We start from the raw sequence: 4,320 nt of genomic DNA on the forward strand, positions 1-4,320 counted from the left end.
TTAGACCACCAGCGACAGCAACATGATAAAGCCCAACGCCACCACCGACAGGATGGTCTCCATCGCCGTCCAGGTCTTGAACGTCTCGGCCACGGTCATATTGAAGTACTGCTTCACCAGCCAGAACCCCGCATCGTTGACGTGAGACAGCACCAGCGAGCCCGCCCCCGTCGCCAATACCAGCAACTCGCGGTTCACCCCCGGAATCATCCCCACCACCGGCACCACAATGCCGGCACCGGTAATGGTCGCCACTGTGGCAGAACCGGTGGCCACACGAATCACCGCCGCCACCAGCCAGGCCAGCAGGATCGGGTTGATCTGCGCGGTCACCGCCATATGGCCGATCACATCACCTACGCCGCTGGTCACCAGCATCTGCTTGAAACCACCACCGGCACCGATGATCAGGATGATCGCTGCGGTCGGCGCAAGGCTGGCGTCGAGCAGCTTGAGGATTTGCTTGGAGCCGATGCCCTGGCGATGGCCAAAGGTGTACAGCGACAGCAGCAAGGCCAGCAGCAACGCGGTGATCGGGTGACCGATCATGTCCATCCAGTTGCGGATCACGTGGCCGTCCGGCAGGGCGACGTCGGCGAAGGTTTTCAGCAGCATCAGGAACACCGGCAACAGCACGGTGATCAGGGTGATGCTGAAGCTCGGCAGGGTCTTGGATTCCGGTTGCTCACTGGCCAGTTGGTCTACCAGTTCCTGGGACGGGTTGCCCGGGATGTACTTGGCGATAAACGAACCGTAGAGCGGGCCGGCGATGATCGCCGTAGGCAGCGCGACGATCAGGCCGTAGAGAATGGTCTTGCCGATGTCGGCACCGAACACGCCGATCGCCAGCAGCGGGCCCGGGTGCGGTGGCACCAGGCCGTGCACCGCCGACAGGCCGGCCAGCAGCGGAATGCCGATCTTGATCAGCGACACACCGGTACGGCGCGCAACGATAAACACCAGCGGGATCAGCAACACAAAACCGATCTCGAAGAACAGCGGAATGCCCACCAGGAACGCGGCGAACATCATTGCCCACTGCACCTTCTCCTTGCCGAAGGCCCGCACCAGGGTTTGCGCGATCTGATCGGCACCGCCGGAATCGGCCATCATCTTGCCGAGCATCGTACCCAGCGCGAGGATAATCCCGACAAAGCCGAGCACCCCGCCGAAGCCGTCCTGGAAGGCCTTGATGATCTTGTCCACGGGCATGCCCGAGGTCAGGCCGAGAAAGCCTGCGGCGATGATCAGCGCAATGAACGGGTGGACTTTGAATCGGGTGATCAACACGATCAGGCCGATGATGGTCACCACTGCATCGAGCAGCAGATAGGTATCGTGGGACAAGCCAAACATGGGGGTCTCTCCTGTTTGTTGTTGTTATTAAAGCCGGTAAAAAATTCAGTGCAGGCGGACAGCGCTATCTTGTCCGGCAAAAAATTATTTGTTTGGTTCAAAGCCGTGTTCGAGCCACCAGGCATTGGTTTGCTCGGCCAGTTCTTCGACGCTGTCTTCACTGGCGTTCAGCGCCAGGGTCAACGGCTCGCCCACCGGCGATTCAAGGGTGGCGAACTGGCTGTCTATGAGGCTGGCCGGCATGAAATGGCCGGGGCGATGGGATACACGGTCGGCGGCGACTTCGCGGGTCAGCTCCAGAAACACAAACCCCAGGCCCGGCGCGGCTTCGCGCAGGTGGTCGCGGTATTTCTTCTTCAGGGCCGAACAGGTGAGCACCGGATGCTCGCCGGCCTTGAGCGAGCGGCGCAGCTCATCGCACAGGATGTCGAGCCAGCCGGCGCGGTCTTCGTCGTTAAGGGGATGGCCGGCGCTCATCTTCTCGATGTTCGCGGCGGGGTGAAAGCTGTCGCCTTCGATGGCAGTGGCGCCGTTCAGCAGGCACAGGGCCTCGCTGACGCTGGACTTGCCACAGCCGGAAACACCCATGATCACGAGGGCAGTAACAGGTTGACTCATGAAACACCTCAAGACGCAGATAGCGCTACCTTTGCACGCTGTAAGGCTAGTGCAAAAACAGGCTTTTCCCGCGCCGTCTTGTCATTTTTATGGAGTGACGCGTGCATCTGCTCCAAAGGTTTGAACGGGAACAGGCATCCCGACGTTCAAGAATTTGCAGGGTCTTGGAGACAGCGCTACCTTAGTGCCTCGATTTTTGTTTGGCAAGCCGCCTGATGACTCCCAAGAACGATAAAAATACCCGCACCACGGGCCGCCCTACCCTCAATGAAGTGGCCCGCCTGGCTGGCGTGAGCCCGATTACCGCATCCCGAGCCTTGCGCGGCATCAGCACCGTGGCCACCGAACTGGTGGAAAAAGTGCAAAAAGCCGCCGCCGAACTGAGCTACGTGGTCAACCCGGCCGCCCGTGCCCTGGCATCTGCCCAGAGCCAGTCGGTGGTGGTGTTGGTGCCGTCGCTGTCCAACCTGCTGTTTATCGAAACCCTGGAAGCCATCCACCAGGTGCTGCGGCCCAAGGGCTTTGAAGTGCTGATCGGCAACACCCACTATTCCCGTGACGAAGAAGAAGACCTGCTGCGCAACTACATGGCCTACCAGCCACGGGGGTTGCTGCTGACCGGGTTTGACCGTACGGAAAGCGCCCGGCGCATGGTGGAATCGAGCAATGTGCCGTGTGTGTACATGATGGACCTGGACCCGGGCGCCGGACTGAACTGCGTAGGATTCTCGCAGTTGAACGCCGGGGAAACAGCGGCCGCGCATTTGATCTCACGGGGTCGCAAGCGCCTGGCCTACATTGGCGCGCAACTGGACCAGCGCACGTTGTTGCGCGGTGAAGGCTTTCGCCGGGCGTTGCAGCAGGCGGGGTTGTACGACCCGGCACTCGAAGTGCTGACGCCACGGCCATCGTCGCTGGGCCTGGGTGGTGAGCTGTTCCTGCAACTGCTGGCCAGCCATCCGGACGTGGACGCGATCTTCTTTGGCAACGACGACCTGGCTCAGGGTGCGTTGCTGGAAGCGCTGCGCCATGGCATCAAGGTGCCGGACCAGATCTCGGTGCTGGGCTTCAACGACCTGCCCTCCTCCTCGTTCATGGTGCCGCGACTGAGCAGCATCAGTACGCCGCGTGAAGCCATTGGCCGGCGCGCGGCAGAGCATTTGCTGACGGTGATGGCCGGCAACAAGATCGCCCGGCCGGTGGTGGACATGGGGTTTGAGTTGAAGGTGCGCGAGAGTACCTAGGCGGTAGCTGTAGGAAGTGGCTGGTGTTGCTGGCAGCGCCTTGCTCCGTTACCTACAGGTACGTCAGAATCCGCCGGCTTGTGCGCCTGGGTAGGGCTCTCTAAGGTTGCCCGGTCGCTGAATTTCTCAGTGATCGGGTTTAGTAGCCTGGACAGTCATACAGAATGTGCATGAGCTTCATCTATCGGACTTACCTGTCTGTGCTTGATGGTGGCTGTGCGCAGGGCGCCCTCGTGGCGCGCCGGATTTTTGTGTGACTTTACCGGTCTACTAACCTGCGTGCAGCYGCCACCCTTTCGTTTAGTAGCGATCAGGTGGTGGCCCAGTTAGAGAACTCACCTATGTTCAAAGCAACTCCAAATCCTCCCGCCTTATTCACCGTCAGCCCCGACGCCAGCAGCGAAAGCCTGATCGCCAACAGCTACGAGACGTTTTCCTCGGTCAGCACGTTATTGCTCGACCTGTCTGATGAACTCACCGGCAAAGACCGCGACACCGCATTGGCGATTCACCAGTTGAGTGAGTTGGGCGTATTGCTGATGGGCAAGCTGATGGACCAGGAATCACCACTGATCTAACAGACCGCACGCGGTCAAACTGTGGGAGCGGGCTTGCTCGCGAATGCGGTGTGTCAGCCGAGCTTTCCATCACTGATACACCGCATTCGCGAGCAAGCCCGCTCCCACATTTTTGATCCTGCCCACTTAACACCCTCGCCGTGCCTTCTGGCCCCTGCTAAATTGCCCCCTGCCTTCTCACCCTCGTCAGGAAAGCACCATGGGCCATTCGCTGAAAATCCTCGGTCGCACTTCTTCCATCAACGTGCGAAAAGTCCTGTGGACCTGCCAGGAACTGGATATCCCCTACGACCGCGAAGACTGGGGCATCGGCTTCGCCTCCACCCAGTCGCCCGAATTCCTGGCCCTGAACCCCAACGCCCAAGTCCCGGTGATCATCGACGACAACGGCGTGCTGTGGGAATCCAACACCATCTGCCGCTACCTCGTGGGCCTGCACCAGCGCCACGACCTGCTGCCCGTTGAGCCGGCAGCCCGGGCCAGAGTCGAGCAATGGATAGACTGGCAAGCCATCGAACTCAACC

At 60.4% G+C, this 4,320-nt stretch carries 5 protein-coding genes; 3 read left to right on the plus strand and 2 right to left on the minus strand.

All coding sequences use genetic code 11. From position 1 onward, the window contains the following. A complete protein-coding gene (locus JV201_RS22410; RefSeq protein WP_008431626.1) occupies positions 1 to 1,356 on the minus strand; it encodes a GntP family permease in 1,356 nt (451 codons plus the stop codon). Positions 1,357 to 1,440: 84 nt separating this feature from the next. Beyond that, a complete protein-coding gene (locus tag JV201_RS22415) occupies positions 1,441 to 1,974 on the minus strand; it encodes a gluconokinase (RefSeq protein ID WP_087693163.1) in 534 nt (177 codons plus the stop codon). 212 nt (positions 1,975 to 2,186) lie between these two features. On the opposite strand from JV201_RS22415, the gene JV201_RS22420 reads away from it, so the two are divergent. The 3 genes from JV201_RS22420 to JV201_RS29915 form a co-directional block, all read left to right on the plus strand. Then, entirely contained in the window at positions 2,187 to 3,218 is a 1,032-nt protein-coding gene (locus JV201_RS22420; protein ID WP_177122557.1) for a LacI family DNA-binding transcriptional regulator, read from the plus strand. Positions 3,219 to 3,559: 341 nt separating this feature from the next. Continuing rightward, the gene (locus JV201_RS22425; protein WP_003213089.1) at positions 3,560 to 3,796 is read left to right on the plus strand and encodes a DUF6124 family protein; all 237 of its coding nucleotides are present in this window, start codon (positions 3,560 to 3,562) and stop codon (positions 3,794 to 3,796) included. 199 nt (positions 3,797 to 3,995) lie between these two features. Continuing rightward, positions 3,996 to 4,320: glutathione S-transferase N-terminal domain-containing protein (locus tag JV201_RS29915; protein WP_257903251.1), on the plus strand; the 325-nt coding region annotated here is incomplete at its 3' end.

It is taken from the genome of Pseudomonas sp. Colony2, from assembly GCF_019382755.1.
In the GTDB taxonomy this organism is placed as follows: domain Bacteria; phylum Pseudomonadota; class Gammaproteobacteria; order Pseudomonadales; family Pseudomonadaceae; genus Aquipseudomonas.